The 17,378-nt window shown below is 54.3% G+C and carries 13 protein-coding genes; 1 reads left to right on the plus strand and 12 read right to left on the minus strand.

From position 1 onward, the window contains the following. From aaeB to aaeX, 3 genes are read right to left on the minus strand one after another with little or no spacing between them, the layout of a single operon-like run. Positions 1-1,968 (minus strand): p-hydroxybenzoic acid efflux pump subunit AaeB, encoded by a 1,968-nt coding sequence (gene aaeB / locus ACI2I2_RS08925; RefSeq protein ID WP_404657591.1) that lies wholly within the window; start codon positions 1,966-1,968, stop codon positions 1-3. A 5-nt stretch (positions 1,969-1,973) separates the two neighbouring features. Beyond that, on the minus strand, positions 1,974-2,906 hold the full coding sequence (gene aaeA / locus ACI2I2_RS08930; RefSeq protein ID WP_404657592.1) for a p-hydroxybenzoic acid efflux pump subunit AaeA: 933 nt from the start codon (positions 2,904-2,906) through the stop codon (positions 1,974-1,976). 7 nt (positions 2,907-2,913) lie between these two features. Continuing rightward, positions 2,914-3,117 carry a p-hydroxybenzoic acid efflux pump operon protein AaeX gene (gene aaeX / locus ACI2I2_RS08935; RefSeq protein ID WP_154158984.1) on the minus strand — a complete coding sequence of 68 codons (204 nt, stop codon included), beginning with the start codon at positions 3,115-3,117 and terminating at the stop codon, positions 2,914-2,916. 131 nt (positions 3,118-3,248) lie between these two features. Here aaeX and aaeR point away from each other — a divergent pair, with 131 nt between their 5' ends. Beyond that, positions 3,249-4,175 (plus strand): HTH-type transcriptional activator AaeR, encoded by a 927-nt coding sequence (gene aaeR, locus ACI2I2_RS08940; RefSeq protein ID WP_404657593.1) that lies wholly within the window; start codon positions 3,249-3,251, stop codon positions 4,173-4,175. Here aaeR and fucR read toward each other — a convergent pair. The 9 genes from fucR to csrD all read right to left on the minus strand — a co-directional run bounded on the left by fucR (position 4,172) and on the right by csrD (position 17,220). Next, positions 4,172-4,891 (minus strand): L-fucose operon activator, encoded by a 720-nt coding sequence (gene fucR / locus ACI2I2_RS08945; protein ID WP_404657594.1) that lies wholly within the window; start codon positions 4,889-4,891, stop codon positions 4,172-4,174. The two genes, aaeR and fucR, sit on opposite strands and share 4 nt — an antisense overlap. Before the next feature lie 61 nt (positions 4,892-4,952). Further along, positions 4,953-6,398, minus strand: coding sequence for a metalloprotease TldD (gene tldD, locus ACI2I2_RS08950; RefSeq protein ID WP_404657595.1), 1,446 nt, complete (start codon positions 6,396-6,398; stop codon positions 4,953-4,955). A gap of 86 nt (positions 6,399-6,484) precedes the next feature. Continuing rightward, positions 6,485-10,282: an AsmA2 domain-containing protein YhdP gene (yhdP, locus tag ACI2I2_RS08955; protein WP_404657596.1), complete on the minus strand. Its 3,798-nt coding sequence runs from the start codon at positions 10,280-10,282 to the stop codon at positions 6,485-6,487. A gap of 27 nt (positions 10,283-10,309) precedes the next feature. Then, on the minus strand, positions 10,310-11,779 hold the full coding sequence (gene rng / locus ACI2I2_RS08960; protein WP_404657597.1) for a ribonuclease G: 1,470 nt from the start codon (positions 11,777-11,779) through the stop codon (positions 10,310-10,312). Next, positions 11,769-12,362 carry a Maf family protein gene (locus ACI2I2_RS08965; protein WP_404657598.1) on the minus strand — a complete coding sequence of 198 codons (594 nt, stop codon included), beginning with the start codon at positions 12,360-12,362 and terminating at the stop codon, positions 11,769-11,771. The genes rng and ACI2I2_RS08965 overlap by 11 nt, the downstream gene beginning before the upstream one ends. Before the next feature lie 8 nt (positions 12,363-12,370). Beyond that, positions 12,371-12,859, minus strand: a complete 489-nt coding sequence (gene mreD / locus ACI2I2_RS08970; protein ID WP_330984030.1) for a rod shape-determining protein MreD — start codon at positions 12,857-12,859, stop codon at positions 12,371-12,373. Beyond that, a complete protein-coding gene (gene mreC, locus ACI2I2_RS08975) occupies positions 12,859-13,872 on the minus strand; it encodes a rod shape-determining protein MreC (protein ID WP_404657599.1) in 1,014 nt (337 codons plus the stop codon). Before mreC ends, mreD begins: the two co-directional genes overlap by 1 nt. A gap of 69 nt (positions 13,873-13,941) precedes the next feature. Next, positions 13,942-14,985 (minus strand): rod shape-determining protein MreB, encoded by a 1,044-nt coding sequence (mreB, locus tag ACI2I2_RS08980; RefSeq protein ID WP_006818047.1) that lies wholly within the window; start codon positions 14,983-14,985, stop codon positions 13,942-13,944. A 294-nt stretch (positions 14,986-15,279) separates the two neighbouring features. Then, on the minus strand, positions 15,280-17,220 hold the full coding sequence (csrD, locus tag ACI2I2_RS08985) for an RNase E specificity factor CsrD (RefSeq protein WP_404657600.1): 1,941 nt from the start codon (positions 17,218-17,220) through the stop codon (positions 15,280-15,282). Positions 17,221-17,378 lie beyond the last annotated feature (158 nt).

The raw sequence follows: 17,378 nt of genomic DNA on the forward strand, positions 1-17,378 counted from the left end.
TTAATTCACCGTCAATGCATGCTGATATTTTCGCAGCATCCCGGTGAGTCTTTTCACCGGCTCCGTGACCTGTAGCGGCGCTTCCCAGACCTCCAGCTTCTGCTGGTAGATATCCAGCTCCTCCAGCAGTCGCCCGAAATACCGGCTGCGTTTGTCATCACTGCTGGCCGAAATGACTTTATCCGCAGTCCGTCGTAGCTGACGGTGGAACGCCGATAAATCATCGTTCACCGGGACGGGAGCATCGCGCAGACGTTGATGAGCAATGATCAGGTTCAGCGCCAGACGATACTTCGCCAGATCCCCGGGGAATTTGTTCAACAGCATAAACAGCTGCTGATACAGCGCGGGCAGATGGTTTTCCTTACGTCTTGCTTTGTTGGTGGTCAGCGACGAAATGGCGGCGGACACAAACTGATTCAGCAGTACCCGACCCGTGCGTGCTTGAGAGTTATCACGCACCAGCAAAATCACCATAAAGGCGAGGAAACAGCCCACCAGCTGACCCAGAGCACTGTCCAGGAACTGACTGAAGTGGAAGGTCATCGGGTTGTCTAACACCAGAATATTGATGGTACTGGCCAGTGCGCCGAGCGACCCCAGCCGACGTTTCTGTACTTCAATCCCAATGAAGAACGCCAATACTGCGAGACTGATACACAACAGCAGCATGCTTTGCTGTGTGGAAGGAATGATCACCAGGAAATAGAGCGCCCCCAGCGGCAGTGCAGCAAGGGTGCCAAGCAGAAAATCTATTGCCACCATTCGCGGGTTCGGCAAGCGCATCGCCAGTGCAGTCACCACTGCAATCATCACCATTGCGCCGCTGCCCGACGTCCAGCCTGTCCACAGCCAGAAGAGCGTTCCCAAAGCGCAGGCAAGCGTGGTGCGCCAGAAGTTAACCATCGCATGGTGACGTTCGGCAGATTCGACTTTCACCACGGCTTCACCCTGCAAAATTTCTTCTTCACGCGCGTTGATTCTGGCATTCCCCACGACGCCGCGTTTCAGCAATTGATAGCGAGTCGCCGCACCAATCCAGGTATAAAGCGTAATGGGCGTGTCATGCTGACCCGTCCAGGCGAGTATGCGACGCATCCGTTTGAGCTGCTTGTGAACATCCTGCACGTTTTCTACCGGCACTTCGAACATCTCACGCCATTCCTCAGTAATAAACTCCGGACGGGTGTTCTGGATCAGGTAGGTTTCACACGCCTGAGTGATCAGCGTTAACGACAGAGTATTCAGAGCTTTAAGACGGCGATTGGCACGCGCCCAACGGGAGGATTCCATGTGCAGGTTGCTGCGCATGCCTTCCAGCGCCTGAGTTCTGCGCACCAGTGCGGCCCATGCGGCATCCACTTCTTCACTGTCGCCGTGGCGGATGCACAGTTGCATAAGCTGAAATTGCGCCACCAGCAGCGCATCCAACTCACGGTCAATCTCTTGCTTAATGGAACGCGGGGAAAACAGCAGATCGGCGACGATCGCACAGACAATCCCGATAACTATCTCGCTACAGCGCTCAACGGCAAACTGTGGGGAGAGCAAAGGTTGATTCTGAATGGTGATCACGATGATCAACGCCGTGTAGCCTGCGAGGCCCCAGGCATAGGAGTTTTCAACTTTAACGAGAGAGGAAACCCAGGTGCAGAAACCGGCCCACAGGCAGCACACCATCACCATCAACAACGGGGCGCGGATCATCAGGATGATGATGGTTAATGCCGCGATACAGCCGATAAACGTTCCGCAGATACGCAGCATGCCACGGTAGCGAATCGCACCGGAATACGGTTCACCGCCTGCGGCGAACGCAGGGCCCGCCGCGACAATGGCCGCAGTCAGAACGGCCCAGCGTGGGGTTTCAAGCTCAAAGTGAAAGCCGACAAACAGCGCCAGTACAATCGCGCAGGCCAGTTTGACCGCAAAGCGAATGTGCTGGTTGGCAATGGAGAAAATGCCCATAACGATTAACCGAACTCACGCAGACGCATACCAAGCTTCTGGAAGAAAGACATCTGGCTCGTGTCTCTGTCTTTCGCGCCGGTGATGATCACTGTGGCGGTTGTCCCTGCAGGCCACAAATTGCCCTGCTGTTCATCGAGATGAATACGCACCGGCACACGTTGCGCCAGACGCACCCACTCCAGGTTAGAGTCAATGGTCGCCATGCCTTTGGCATCGCTGCTGCTGCTGGCGTTAGTTACCCCAGCGGCCACGCTATCGACGGTGCCTTTGATGACTTTGGTGCTGCCAAGCGGGGTGATTTCAGCGCGGTAACCCGGACGAACGCCTTCGAGTTTGGTTTCTTCCATGTAGGCCATCACATAGAAGCTGCCCTTTTGCACTAACGCGACGGCAGTGGAACCACGGGTGATGAACTCACCGGTGTAAACGTTAAGGTTGGTCACCCAACCGTCGGCAGGCGCGCGAATGACAGTACGTTCGAGATCAAGGCGTGCCAGCTCGCGTGTTGCCTGGGCTTTCGCCAGTTGATGCTCAACGGTCTGCAAAATGTTGTTGGCCTGGTCTATCTCTTCACGAGACATCGCCATGGTCCCCAACTGGTTACGACGGCCCGCTTCACGGCGTTTTTCAGCAGCCAGCGCCTGATAATAGGCGACATCAGCATCCGCTTCTTCCAGCGCTTTCTGGTAGCGCGGCTGGTCGATAGTGAACAACACCTGGTTTTTCTTAACCAGTTGGTTATCCTTGACGTTCACTTCGGTGATAAGCCCAGCGACATCCGGCGCGATAGCCACCACGTCCGCACTGAAGCGGGCGTCTCGTGTCCACGGCGATTCGGTGTAATAGACCCAGGCGTGGAAAATAGCGATGAAGGCCAACACCACCATAATCAGCGTGATGGCCGTACGGGTAATTTTTCTTGTTAGTGTTTTCACAGCGACCTCAGACGAACAAGCGCGATATCAGATAGAACAAACAGCAGTACAGCGCAGTATTAAAAAGCGCAGGATGCCAGACAAAATCATAGATCCCGGTAGGGACAAGCACCCGGCGAAGCAGCCAAAAAATGGCTAACGACAATAGCAACTCGAAGAAGATCGGCGGAAACGAGAGACCGAAAATCACGATGACGGGAAACAGACTCATGTTGACCTTGATGTAGAGAGTGCAGGTGAGAGTAGTGAAGCTTTAATTATTCAACTAACAGTATATTAACGTAACTGTTATCACGTGATCTATATTATGTGATCTAAATCACTTTTAAGTCAGAGTGAACAATGGAACGACTAAAACGCATGTCGGTTTTCGCCAAAGTGGTGGAACTGGGCTCTTTTACCGCGGCTGCAAGACAGCTGGAAATGAGCGTTAGCTCAATAAGCCAGACTGTATCCAAGCTGGAAGATGAGTTACAAGTTAAGCTGCTGAACCGCAGCACGCGCAGCATCGGGCTGACAGAAGCCGGTAAGATTTATTATCAGGGCTGTCGTCGAATGCTGCATGAAGTTCAGGATGTTCACGAACAGCTGTATGCCTTTAACAACACACCGATTGGCACGCTGCGGGTTGGCTGTTCTTCAACCATGGCACAAAATGTGCTGGCAAAAATTACTGCCGAAATGCTGAAAGAGTACCCAGAATTGTCTGTCAATTTGGTCACGGGCATCCCCGCGCCGGATTTAATTGCCGATGGCCTGGATTTGGTGATTCGCGTCGGCGCACTTCAGGACTCCGGGTTATTCTCCCGCCGCCTGGGCTCCATGCCCATGGTGCTTTGCGCGGCAAAAAGTTATCTGCAACAGGCCGGCACACCGGAAAAACCGGCTGATCTCGCCAGCCATTCCTGGCTGGAATACAGCATCCGTCCGCACAATGAGTTTGAGCTTATTGCGCCGGAAGGCCTTTCCACGAAGCTCATCCCTCAGGGCCGTTTTGTGACCAACGATCCGATGACGCTCAACCGCTGGCTGACCGCCGGAGCCGGGATCGCCTTCGTGCCGCTGATGTGGGTGATCAATGAGATCAATCGTGGCGAGCTGGAGATCTTGCTGCCGCGCTATCAGTCTGACCCACGCCCGGTTTATGCTGTCTACACCGAGAAAGATAAGCTGCCGCTCAAGGTTCAGGTCTGTATCAACTATCTGACGGACTATTTCGTCGACGTCGCCAAACAGTTCCAGGGCATCAGCGGTCGGGGAAAATCTTAGGGCACCTGTTCCGGCTCGACATCTGAAATCAGGTGCGTCACTTCACCGAGTGCGCCAATGCGCACTTCGCTGGAGCGATTAAATTTGCTCTTGTCCATCAGCAGTAAAGATTGTGATGCCCGCTTGAGCAGCAACGATTTATAGCTGGCGTTATGCGCACTGGAATCCCACATCACCCCGCTACGATCAACGCCTTCACAGGAAAAGATAAACAGATCGATATCCAGCGTTTTGATCTGCGGAACCAGCGCCGGGTTCACGTAGTAACCATATTCACGCTGGAGCTGCCCACCAGAGCTGATAAGCCTGATATGTTCGCGTTTACCCAGTTCAGTGCACACTAAATGGCTGTTGGTGAAAACAGTCAGGTCGATATCCGGAAGCTGGCGGGCCAGAAACCAACAGGTCGAGCTGGCATCCAGCGCAATCGTCATCCCTTCATCAATCCAGGCTAACGCATGCCGGGCGATGTCCGATTTGTGGGCATAATGGCTTTTGAGACGGGTGTGGAACGGGGATTCATTTCCCTGATTATTGCGACGAATAATACGTGCACGCCCGTGGCTACGCTGGATTTTGCCCTGCTGTTGCAGTTCACTTAAATCACGACGTACCGTTTCTTTACTGACGCTGAGGGCAACCGCCAGCTCATCTGTCGTGAGCGTCTGGGTTTGTTCGAGAAGGGTGACAATTTGCTGATGGCGAACGACCTTCATCTTCGGTCTCCGTCAAAAAAAGCCAGCGGGCTTGCAAGTCACTGCAAGCCCGCACGGGATATTACGCTGTGCCGCCGACGGTCAGGTTGTCGACCTTCAGCGTCGGCTGGCCTACGCCAACCGGCAGGCTCTGGCCTTCTTTACCGCACACACCGACGCCGTTATCGAGTTTCAGGTCATTGCCGACCATGGAAATCTGCTGCATCGCTTCAATGCCGGAACCAATCAGCGTCGCGCCTTTCACAGCTTTGGTCACTTTGCCTTTCTCGATGAGGTACGCCTCGGAGGTTGAGAACACAAATTTACCCGAAGTGATATCGACCTGGCCGCCACCAAAGTTTGGCGCGTAGATGCCGTAATCAACAGATTCGATGATTTCCTGCGGGGTCGATTTCCCGGCCAGCATATAAGTGTTGGTCATACGCGGCATTGGCAGGTGCGCATAAGATTCACGACGGCCGTTCCCGGTAGGATTCACGCCCATCAGGCGCGCGTTCAGTTTGTCCTGCATGTAGCCTTTCAGCACGCCATTTTCGATCAGCACGTTGTACTGACCCGGCGTCCCTTCATCATCGATGGACACAGAACCACGGCGATCGCTCATGGTGCCATCATCGACAACCGTACAAAGTTCTGAGGCAACCAGTTGCCCCATCTGACCGCTGAATACGGAGGTGCCGCGACGGTTGAAATCGCCTTCCAGACCGTGACCTACCGCTTCGTGCAGCAGCACGCCCGGCCAGCCTGCGCCCAGAACCACTGGCAGCGTTCCGGCTGGTGCAGCCACGGCGGAGAGATTAACCATCGCCATGCGCACGGCTTCTTTTGCCCACGCATCGGCACGCACGTCGCCATTTTCATCGGCCAGGAAATAGTCGTAACCAAAACGACCGCCGCCGCCGCTGGAGCCGCGCTCGCGTTTGCCGTCCTCTTCCACCAGCACGCTGACCGACAGACGAACCAGCGGGCGAACATCCGCTGCTAAAGTACCGTCTGTCGCCGCGACCAGAATCAGTTCGTAAACGCCGGTCAGGCTGGCGGACACTTCCTGCACACGCTTGTCTGCTGCACGTGCCGCTTTATCCACACGACGCAGAATGTCGAGCTTCTCTTCGCGGCTCATGCTTTGCAGCGGATCGATGCTGGTATACAGCGAAGTGTGCTCTTTCGCGCCGAGCGCATGAACTTTGCCATCGCCGTTATCACGCACGATGGTGCGCGCTGCCTGAGCGCTCTGCTCAAGAGCCAGCAGGCTAATCTGATCGGCATAGGCGAAACCTGTTTTTTCGCCGCTAACGGCACGTACGCCAACACCCTGATCGATGTTGTACGAGCCGTCTTTGATAATGCTGTCTTCTAACACCCAGGATTCGTGATAGCTCGACTGGAAATAGAGATCGCCATAATCAAGACGGCGCTCGGTCAGTTGGCCAAGTATGGCAAACAAGTCCTGATGACTCAGGCCATTCGCCGACAGCAGATGTTCACTTACCAGGTTAAGACTCATCGTTTTGCTACTCGTTAGTTGCCGCGAAGGTCGCGGAAAATCAGTTTTATCTATTGAGAGTGAGGTAAATTGTAACGCCCGTCAAATCATTGCTTTTTATCCCCGCGCGCCTGGCGCAGGACTTCATTGATTTGCGGCTGATCGATAGGACCCGAGATGTGGTAGCGCAGAATGGAGACTTTGCTCCACAGCGGCCCCAACACTTTGCTGGCAGCAAACACCGCCGCCCCCACAATCGGGTTGATGACAAAAGCGGTGGCAACCCCTACCGTGGCTGAGATTTCCGGTGCCACGATGGCTTCCAGATCCAGCTCGCGGCGCACCAGGTTCACTGACCCTTTCATGCCAATGTCGGCTTCAAGACCGTCCACCAGCGTGTCGTCGGTGTGCAAGGTACCGTCTTTAATCCAGGCGGTACTGCGAATGGAATCGTAATAGAAGCCTTCACTGAAGGTATCGCTGAAGTCGAAGCGCAGCTTGCGTAACAGCGCATCCACACTTAACAGACGTAACAACTGGCCCGCATGACCGGTGCTGATATCGGTAAATTCGCCTTTGCCCAGATGCGCTTTCAGAATGCCATTCAGGGAAGCGACATCTGGCGTCCACGGCTCATCTCGCCAGTGCAGGTCATAGTCGAAGTCAAAAGAAGAGCCCTTCGCCGGGGTCGACACGCCAAAGAAATTCACCGCGGAATCAATCTTGTCTCCGTGCAGTTTGCCCTTCATCGAAGTACGTTCACTGCCAGGCACATTGACCCATTCACCGTCCATGGTCAGACGAGCAAACCCGGTATCCACCAGACCATTTGCCAGCGATAACGTGTTGCCTTTAATCGCAAAATCGCCGTCGATACGGCCGTATTTTTGCCCCCACAGCCAGCACTCTGCACAGCGCAATTGCAGATCAGGCCAGCCCTGGAAGTCGACACGATTCTTGCTGTACAAATTGCTGCCTACTGGCGCACCCGTTGAGGTCGTTGACGACGGGTTATAGTAGAGATAGCGAATGGCGGCCAGCCACGGCAAGTGGTCGCGTAACGTCAGCGAAGCATTAATCTCCCGCCCCTGAGCATCAATCTGCGTTCCGCCCAGGACTGGCTGGGAAACGAGGCTGAGGTTATTCCATTTTTGTCCTGCCATGGTCAGCGCAGGGGTGCGCAGCGTGACCCGTTCAGGGAAAGCGGCAGCACTGCCCACGCTATCGGCCGCGCCCTGACGGAACAACGCCAGCCATTGCGCGCCGTCCATCGGCGGCAGATTTAATTCTACGCCAGCGGTGTCTGGCAAAGGCGGCACGCTACGGCTGTCGGAAGCCCAGATAGCGCGGTCCAGCGTAAGTTTCTTATTCAGCAGCCAGCGGCTATTGAGATGATCTTTAGCACCGACACTGCCGGTCAAATCAAAGCGGGTTAATCCCCCTTCAACGTTTAATTTCACCGGCAGCGGTTCGCCCGCTTTTTTATCGACAGGCGCAGGTAAGCGACTGCTCACATTCTTCAGGTCACCCGTTAAATCGACTTTGTAACTGGCATTGCCTTTGTACGGCAACTCGATGGCCACTTTGCCTTGCCACGGAATGCTGCCACTGACGGCATCGTTTATCTGCTTGGGCAAAACCCCCATTTTGGTCGGCTGCCAGTTGGCATCCATGTTCACCGCGACCTGGTAAGCTTTCGCCCCTTCCGTCGTGGAGAAATCGACTTTTAACGGCTGATTAAACCAGTTGGCCGTCATTGGCCCACTTTTCAGGTCGCCGTTCTCAAAGCTGAATCCCCCGCTGAGGTTTTTTAAGGTGCTGTCGAGCGGCTTAATAAACAAGCTGTTGTTATTGAGCTTCACATCGCCTTTCGCTAACACCTGAGTGCCATTAAGCGGGATATCGAGATGTAAGCGAGCGTTCACATCGCCATCCAGCTGCAACTCATCAAGCGTTGCACCGAGGGAATCTTTCAACGGCGTATCTTTAAAATACGGGCCAACAGCTTTGCCCGGCCCGCTGATTTGCGAGTCGATAATCAGCTTCTCTTTCGAGTAATCCGGAATGGCGGCATTGAGGTTGTAAGCTGTCACGCCGCCCAGTGCCACTTTGTCGGCCTGCATCCACAATCCGTCGTTGAGGAAGTTGAGGTCGATATTCAGGTTGGTCAGCGCAGGCCAGTCCGGCTGGAAAGCGAAAGTCGCGTTATGCAGCGGCACCCATACCTGGAACTGGCCTTCGTTATGCTTATACGGGAACAAATGCGGGTTACCGCCGTAGACCAGCGTCGCGTTGTCGGACTGCCCGCCTTTGATGGCCGAACTGAGGTAATCGACCAGTTCTTTGCCCATCAGGTTTTCCGGGAAGTAGCGCCAGGCCTGGCTGCCATCATCAGTGCTGATCCCCGCCAGAATACCCAGCCAGGGTTCATCGCCCTCAGGCTGCAGCCAGCGGAAACCGCCCCGGGCATGCACCGCTTTGGCCTGCACGTCGATATCACGGCCATCCAGCATGAAGCCTTTGTCATTCTTCACCCACGACAAATTCGCCACGCCTTTGGCGATTTCAAGCGGCGCACGGAACACCGTTTCGTACGGCATTTTGGCGTTTTCCATGCTGACGTTAACCTGACCGTTTTCTACGCTACCTTCCGCGCGGCCAGAAAAATGTTCAGCACCCGGCAATAGCTTCCACTGTTTCCAGCCAAGATTGCTCCATGCGGCCTGGAAACGGGTCTTTTCGGTCGCCTGAAGAGGAATATCCAGCGCCAGAGAATCAATTTGCCCGGCAGGTTGTGTGGTTTCCCAGATGTCACCGAATGAAGGGGAGAGTTTCTCCGCTATCGGCAGCAGCCCGGAAAGACCGCTGAGTTCCAGGTTGCTCGCGCGGATGCGTAACTCATCGCTGCGCACGTTATCTTTGCCGCCCACATCCTGATCGGGTATCCAGGCCATGGCAAGCGCGCCCTGAGGCCAGCGTTTGCCATCGATGGCAATGCGAGTGTCCGGCACATGGAAGGACCAGCCTGATTTTTCGCGGGATAAGTGGGCGGTCAGGTTATCGACCGAAAGGTCATGCGGGTGTTTATCACCTTCCCAGCTCGCGCCGCCTTTCTTCAGCCACACATCCCCACTGGCGATGTCGCCTTTATCGAGCGTCATCCAGCCTTCAAGGCTAAACCGCGCTGAAGTGAGCGCAATGTTGTCCTGCATCCAACGGCCTAACCAGGGCTTAACATCGATGTCATCCGCCTGAACCCATAAACGCCCTTCGTTCAGCAGACCGTTTTCATCGCGCAAATCCATTCGCACTTTCATCACACCGTGCTGCCCGGTGAGACTTGAGAGGCTGAGTTCCCCTTCGGCGCGGTGGCGGTTCTTGCCATTGAGCCAGGTCAGTTGAGGGATCGCCAGTTCGGCGCGTTGCCCGGAAAGCGTGAGGAAGCTGAGATGGCTGTCGCGAAGCGTGAACTGGTCGAACTGGCGCAGGAACAGATCGCCGATGCGGTCCGTTTTCAGCTTGCCGCTGCCGTCATTATGTTGCAGTGGGGTGTTGGTACGGATTTGCAGCTGCCAGAAGGTCAGCTCGCGGAACTGCCAGCGGAAATGCAGCAGGCTTTGCCACACATCCAGCGCCAGGGTGACGCGTTTAATGGAAAGCTGGCCGTTATCACGAAGACCGGCTTTGATATCGCGGACTTCAAGCGTTGGGCCGTAATTTTCCCAACTGGCTTTAATCTGAGAGGCATCGACCGGATGGCCGGTGGATTGGGCAATTTTTTCGAGCAGTTCCGGACGCCATTTGTCCAGCTGCGGCAATACGAGACGCAGGCCACTGACCAGTAGCGCGACGATAACAATCAATGTTGCCACCGTGATCAGTAAGATTCCAGGCAAGCGCCTCACGCTTCTCTCCTTGTCGCAGCCAGCAAACTACATCATCACTACGTCGAATTGTTCCTGATTGTAGAGCGGCTCAATCTGAACTTTTACCTGTTTGCCCACGAAGATTTCCACTTCTGCCAGCGCATGTGACTCTTCGCCTTTTAAGGTTTCCGCCACTGCAGCAGAAGCGTAGACCAGGAAGCGATCGGAGTCATAGGCATGATGCACACGCACGATTTCACGCATGATTTCATAGCAGACGGTTTCGACAGTTTTCACGGTGCCACGTCCGTGGCAGGTTGGGCATTCATTACAAAGGACATGCTCAACACTTTCGCGCGTCCGTTTACGGGTCATTTCGACCAGACCCAGTTGTGAAAAACCGTTAATACTGGTTTTTACGCGATCTTTGTTCAGGGCCTGCTCCAGCGAGTGCAGCACCCGGCGGCGGTGATCTTCGTTGTTCATATCGATGAAGTCGATAATGATGATCCCGCCGAGATTACGCAGACGAAGCTGGCGGGCGATGGCCTGGGTCGCTTCGATATTGGTGTTGAAAATGGTGTCGTCGAGATTACGGTGCCCAACAAAGGCGCCGGTGTTGATATCGACCGTTGTCATGGCTTCAGTCTGATCGATAACCAGATAACCGCCCGATTTGAGCTCGACTTTACGCTCCAGCGCGCGCTGAATTTCATTCTCAACATCAAAGAGATCAAAGATGGGCTGACGACCGCTGTAATGCTCCAGCTTGCTGGTCATCTCCGGCATATACTCCGCCGTGAATTCCATCAGCGATTCGAAGGTCAGACGGGAGTCTACGCGGATGCGATCCAACTGGGCATCCGCAAAATCGCGAAGCACACGCTGGGCAAGCGCTAACTCGCCGTACATCTGATAGCGCGTCTGCGGGCGTTTTTTACGCTCCATGACTTTCGTCCAGACGCGCTTGAGATAAGCGGCATCGGAAGCCAAATCTTCTTCACACACGCCTTCCGCTGCGGTACGAATGATAAAACCGCCCTGCTCATCACAGTATTCGGTCACCACGTTTTTCAGGCGTTCGCGCTCAACTTCACTTTCGATTCGTTGCGAAACCCCGACGTGAGAAGCGCCAGGCATGAAAACCAGATAACGGGAAGGCAAAGTGATGTCAGTGGTCAGGCGCGCGCCTTTGGTACCCAGCGGATCTTTCACCACCTGCACCATCAGATCCTGACCCTGACGCACCAGTTCCGAGATGTCCCGAACGGTGAATTGTTTCTGCTCTTCACCGGCGACGCATTCGGTGTGGGGCATGATGTCTGAGGCGTGAAGAAATGCGGCCTTGTCCAGGCCAATATCTACAAATGCCGCCTGCATTCCGGGAAGGACACGGCTCACCCGACCTTTGTAGATATTGCCTACGATCCCACGGCGCGCTTCGCGCTCAATGTGGATCTCTTGCAAAATACCGCCATCAATGTAAGCCACGCGGGTTTCCGAGGGCGTTACGTTCACTAATAATTCAGCCGTCATGTTTATCCCTTTGCTCACGCAGTGAGTTAAAATTGCTCAGCAACTCATACGTTTCCACCAGCGGTAAGCCGACTACGGCGTGGTAACTGCCCTTTATCTTCCTGACAAAACAGCCACCCAGCCCTTGAATACCGTATGCACCTGCTTTATCCATCGGTTCGCCGCTGGCGATATACCCGACGATATCGTCTTCTGACAATACTCTGAACGTCACTTCCGTGGTCACCAGACAATCAATGGTTTGCAGGCGATCGGCCAGCGCGACGGCGGTCATCACCTGATGCGTTTGACCGGAAAGCTGGCGTAGCATGGTGGCAGCATGTTCGGCATCGCGAGGCTTTTCCAGCACTTCACCGTTGAGCACCACAATGGTGTCTGAGCCAAGTACCGGTAAATCCTTCGCCGCCAGCGCCACACCTGCCTGTGCTTTTTCACGCGCCAGGCGGACCACATAATGCTGAGCGCTTTCCTGCGGCTGACGCTGCTCTTCAATGCCGGGCAGCAGACGTTCGAAACGCACACCTAACTGAGTCAACAACTCCTGACGACGCGGTGAGCCGGAAGCAAGATAAAGCATTGTCATAGAAACCTTTATTGTACAGCGAATTGCTGACGGATCTTGCGCATCAGCAAGAATATCCACGGCCAGAGTACACCGTTAACAACACTACTCCAGAACACTTCCGGTCGGAAAGAGACGTTGATCACTAAAAACTCTGCCCAGAAAACAACGATATCCACCGCAAGGGACAACATCATCACCACCAACGCCTGTTGCCAGAGCGCGAGGTTGCGGAACAGCTGATATTTCAGTGCAACCAGGTAGGCAATGATGCTGAGGGACAATGCGCGGACGCCCAGCGTAGAGCCGCTAATCAGATCCAGTATGGCACCCATAATGAAACCTGTGCCAACATTGACCCGATGCGGTAACGCTAAGATCCAGTAGAGCAGAATAAGCAGAACCCAGTTTGGCCGGTAGACCAACAGATCATCCGGCCAGGGCATCACTTGTAACAAGAGGGCGACCAGAAACGACAGCCAGATAACCCAGCGACCCTGGCTTCGATAACTTGCCACTACTGCCCTCCTGAAGAAGGCGGAACAGGTGCGGCAGCAGGTGCAGGCTGAGTAATACCTGTTGCTGGCGGCGGTACAGGTGCTGGCGGCCCCATCGAATCGGCAGCTGGCAACACTTGTGGCATCATCTGCATCAGACGTTCATTGGCCACGCGATGCACTTCTTCTGGCGTCATTGGGTTAGCGCCATTACGGTCCGCTCCCCACAACAGCAGCAAATAGCGCAGACGCTGGAGACCCGCAGTCGGACGCGCCTGAATCACGGTGTAAGCACGCTGAGTATCGAGTTTCACAGAGGAAACAACGGCAACAGGATAGCCTTCAGGGAAACGGCCACCCAACCCAGACGTCACCAGTACATCGCCCACGCGAATATCAGTATTGGCTGGCAGATGTTCCAGTTGCAGATCGTCAGTACAGCCGTTACCGGCAGCAATGACACGAATATCATTACGCAGTACCTGAATCGGCAGCGCATGCGTAGCATCGCAAATCAGCAACACGCGGCTGGTCAACTTCGCGACCGCAACCACCTGGCCGACAACGCCTTTATCGCTGATCACAGGCTGACCTTCGTAGACGCCATTGACGCTACCTTTGTCGATAACCACCTGATCGCTATAAGGGTCGTTCACCGTGGAGATCACCTGAGTGACCATCTTCTGCTCGTCCTGACGCAGCGGAGAACCCAGCAGTTCACGCAGACGGGCGTTTTCCTGCTTGTACTGGCCCATCATCAGCAAATCACTGTTTTTCAGCAGCAGTTCCTGGCGCAGCGCACGGTTTTCCAGCTCAAGCTGGTCACGGGAAGCCAAAGTCTGCGAGATGCCGTCCAGTAATTCACGAGGACCGTTGGAAATAAAGTAGAAAGGGCTAACGGCGGTATCCATGTACGTTCGGATTTGACTGAACGTACCGAGGCGGCTGTCGGCAATAATCACGCCAAGCGCCACCAGCACCGCCAGGATAAGGCGAATCTGTAGCGACGGGCCACGGCTAAAAATGGGCTTCATAGGCTATGCGTATTCTCGTGTCAGTGAAATCAAAGGGCAGCACGACCGCTGCCCCAGACTTCAGGCTGACTACTCTTCGCTAAACAAGTCGCCGCCGTGCATGTCGATCATTTCCAGTGCCTTGCCGCCGCCACGGGCAACACAGGTCAGTGGATCTTCTGCAACTACGACAGGAATTCCTGTCTCTTCCATTAACAGGCGGTCGAGGTTACGCAGCAGCGCACCACCACCGGTCAGCACCATGCCGCGCTCGGAGATATCGGAAGCCAGTTCTGGCGGGCACTGTTCCAGTGCAACCATCACCGCGCTGACGATACCGGTCAGCGGTTCCTGCAAGGCTTCGAGGATTTCATTGGAGTTCAGGGTGAAGCCACGTGGCACACCTTCAGCCAGGTTACGGCCGCGAACTTCAATTTCACGCACTTCGTCGCCAGGGTAGGCAGAACCGATTTCGTGCTTGATACGCTCAGCCGTCGCTTCACCGATAAGAGAACCGTAGTTACGACGAACATAATTAATGATGGCTTCGTCGAAACGGTCACCCCCGATACGTACGGAGGAGGAATACACTACGCCGTTCAGGGAGATAACCGCGACTTCAGTGGTACCACCACCGATATCGACAACCATAGAACCGGTTGCTTCAGAAACCGGCAGACCTGCACCGATTGCTGCCGCCATTGGCTCCTCAATCAGGAACACTTCACGAGCGCCAGCGCCCTGAGCGGATTCACGAATGGCACGACGTTCAACCTGCGTTGCGCCAACCGGCACACACACCAGCACACGCGGGCTTGGACGCATGAAGCTGTTGCTGTGAACCTGCTTGATGAAGTGCTGCAGCATCTTCTCGGTCACGAAGAAGTCGGCGATAACGCCGTCTTTCATTGGACGGATAGCCGCGATATTGCCAGGCGTACGACCCAGCATCTGCTTCGCTTCATGACCGACGGCAGCCACACTTTTTGGTGAACCGGCACGATCCTGGCGAATGGCCACAACGGAAGGCTCATTCAGTACGATGCCTTGTCCTTTTACGTAAATCAGGGTATTCGCAGTACCCAGGTCAATGGACAGGTCATTGGAAAACATGCCACGAAATTTTTTCAACATACTAAGGGATAATCCTGAAAGCTGGGGCGGAAACAAAATCCGCTTACTTTACCAACCACACGCAGCAGCGACAAGGCGCAAAAATCATCTGCTACGGTGAAAATTAGTGCAGTTCGTTTCCTTTGTTACAATTTCGACCTGACAGCGTCAGGACCGCAGCACTCCTCGCCTGCATTGTAACCTTTCAAAGGACGATCACTGGCTTGTTGTCTGTAACATTTCGGCGGGCAGTCATGCACACCCCCGGGAGAAACAGCGCGCGTTATTCTACGTGAAAACACAGCAAACGGCAGATCAAACAGAGTATCTTTGCGAATATTTTTTTACGCTAGTGTCAAGTGGTTGTGACGAAGCAAAAAAATCGCCCTGTCCACCTAACACACCACACTCTCTGAGCACTTGCCATTCACTTCGGCTGCGCAGTCCGGTCGCAAAGACCTGCGTCGTAGTACCTTTACAGGCTTCGACGAGACTTTGCACTAACAATTGGTTCTCACTGCGTTTTTCGATATTTCGAACCAGGCCCGGATGGAGCTTGACGAGTTCCACCGACAGTTCCTTGATCCAACTGGTGCTGACTAACGTCAAACCAGCCTGAATCACCACGACTCTCACCCCTAACGCATTAATCAAACGCATGACGGGCTGTAAACGGCTGATATGTTGACAAACATCCGCCTCTGCAAGTTCAAAAATAATCCGTTTTCGCTGCGATTTTTCACATTGCATCAACGTATCGCGCAGCCAGCGCTGGAATCGGGGACGAATTAAGGATTCTACCGTGACCTGCAATGCCAGGTTTTCTTCAGGCCAGAAAGAGAGGAAAGGTAGCAGACGGGTTATCTGTAGTCGGTCATATTCTTCCGCCAGCCCGAACTCCAGCACCATCGGCATGTATTCGGCGGCAATCACTTCTTCTTTACCATCGTAAATGCGGCACATTAGCTCGCGGTGATGGACTCGCCCATCGTAGTGAATGGCGGGTTTTTGATAGAAACGTGGGCCGCCACGGCTGAGCATCTGTTCAATCAAGGTTCGCCAGCGCACGTTGCCGCGCCCTTTTTCCGGCAAGGTGTCGTCATACACAGCCCAGCTATTACTGCCCTGAAGTACGGCGTTACGCACGGCGGCATCCGCATGTTCCATCACCTGATCGGTGCTTTGCCCACTACGCCAGGCGCAGATGCCAATGTGCATCATGTCATCCTGATCGAGAATTTTTGTGGCTGGCAAGGCATCGAGCGACTTCAGCAATCCGGAGGCAATGCTGTCCGCTTCTTTCAACGTGCGATGCGGGAGCAGCACGGCATAGTCGCTGCGATGGTAGCGAGCCAGCAGCGCACCGGGATAGCGCATCATAAAAGTGGAAAGCATATTAATGAGGGTGAAGAAGTGTTCTTCTGCTGCACTTCTTCCGAAATGGTCTCTCACCAGATCGAATTCCGGCAGGCGAATTAACATGACGATACCGTGAGCCCCCACTTTCTCTTGATCGTCGAGAAGCGTGGCTAGCTGGTTATCAAAGAACATCCGATTGCTGAGACCCGTCTTGGTGTCCTGGGCGGCGTACGAACGAATTAAGGTATCGAGGCGCGTACGCTGTTCACCGGCAAACTGAATTTCAGAGAGCAATGCGTCCAACGCACTGCTGGTTCGAGCTGGCCACTCATGCACGGAACCGTACACCTGATTGCCGCGTTCACCATTGAGAATTCGCGTTGAACGCTGCTCCAGAAGCTCCTGGCCGGACAGTTGATTTCGCAGCCAGCGCACGGAGAAAAAGATAATCAGGACCATAAAGCCTATGGCGATGGTCAGTGGTGCCGTCGTTAACAGCGAGTGGAAGTAGTTCACCATCGGGTCGAGATAGACCATATGAATGGTCATGCCTGGGTGCTTCACCGACTCCACGCTGAGCTCGCGATACTGATAATTACTGCCCATCGGGCGATAGCTGCTTTTGCGCGAATGGCTAAAAACCGTTTTGTCGTTGACGACGAAATCGATACGCACAATGTCCACAGGCACCAGAATTTCGTCCAGTTGACTGTCGAGCTGATTGAAAGGGGTATTGACCAGGCGGGAATCGACTACCGTCGCCACAGCACGGGCGCGGTAATCCACTTTATACTGAATACCGTTATAGAAGCTCAGTGAGCAGCCTATCAGGGTGACAAAGATAGTCAGGCCCGTCAGCAGTGTCACAAAAGCTGAAAATTTCGTCGTTAATCGCATCCCTGTATTAACTCCGTTGATGAAAAACAGCCCGACCAAGCCGGACACCCGCTGTGACGCCCTACAATGAGTAAGTACTAACTAGCACGTCAAAAGGACCATGCATACTACCAGAGTGAGTGAAACTGGCAATTTATTGCGATAAGTCGGCATCGTGT

Origin of the sequence: Scandinavium sp. NPDC088450 (assembly GCF_044900545.1) — a bacterium.
Lineage (GTDB): Bacteria > Pseudomonadota > Gammaproteobacteria > Enterobacterales > Enterobacteriaceae > Scandinavium.

Excerpts from the sequence above, each read along its gene's own strand:
- mreB (WP_006818047.1), bottom strand. The coding sequence starts at position 14,985 with ATGTTGAAAAAATTTCGTGGCATGTTTTCCAATGACCTGTCCATTGAC.
- rng (WP_404657597.1), bottom strand. The coding sequence starts at position 11,779 with ATGACGGCTGAATTATTAGTGAACGTAACGCCCTCGGAAACCCGCGTG.
- csrD (WP_404657600.1), bottom strand. The coding sequence starts at position 17,220 with ATGCGATTAACGACGAAATTTTCAGCTTTTGTGACACTGCTGACGGGC.
- mreC (WP_404657599.1), bottom strand. The coding sequence starts at position 13,872 with ATGAAGCCCATTTTTAGCCGTGGCCCGTCGCTACAGATTCGCCTTATC.
- aaeX (WP_154158984.1), bottom strand. The coding sequence starts at position 3,117 with ATGAGTCTGTTTCCCGTCATCGTGATTTTCGGTCTCTCGTTTCCGCCG.
- fucR (WP_404657594.1), bottom strand. The coding sequence starts at position 4,891 with ATGAAGGTCGTTCGCCATCAGCAAATTGTCACCCTTCTCGAACAAACC.
- tldD (WP_404657595.1), bottom strand. The coding sequence starts at position 6,398 with ATGAGTCTTAACCTGGTAAGTGAACATCTGCTGTCGGCGAATGGCCTG.
- ACI2I2_RS08965 (WP_404657598.1), bottom strand. The coding sequence starts at position 12,362 with ATGACAATGCTTTATCTTGCTTCCGGCTCACCGCGTCGTCAGGAGTTG.
- aaeB (WP_404657591.1), bottom strand. The coding sequence starts at position 1,968 with ATGGGCATTTTCTCCATTGCCAACCAGCACATTCGCTTTGCGGTCAAA.
- aaeR (WP_404657593.1), top strand. The coding sequence starts at position 3,249 with ATGGAACGACTAAAACGCATGTCGGTTTTCGCCAAAGTGGTGGAACTG.